The organism is Pseudovibrio sp. SCP20 (assembly GCF_057774105.1).
On sequence record NZ_JBYMDH010000031.1, the window covers coordinates 1 to 223 of the forward strand.

The 223-nt window shown below is 51.1% G+C and carries 1 pseudogene; it reads left to right on the top strand.

Features of this window, described 5'->3' with window-relative positions:
• Positions 1-223: pseudogene (tuf, locus tag AC3CB2_RS23530) on the top strand (elongation factor Tu); the annotation flags it as partial.

Consider the following 223-nt stretch of genomic DNA (forward strand, 5'->3'; position numbering starts at 1 on the left):
CCAGGTTGACGATGAAGAGCTTCTCGAGCTCGTAGAAATGGAAGTTCGTGAACTTCTGTCTTCCTACGAATTCCCAGGCGACGATATTCCAATCATCGCTGGTTCTGCTCTGGCAGCTCTGGAAGATCGCGATGCAAACATTGGTTCCGAGAAAATCGCTGAACTGATGGCTGCAGTAGACGAGTACATCCCAACTCCAGACCGTCCACGCGATCAGGCATTC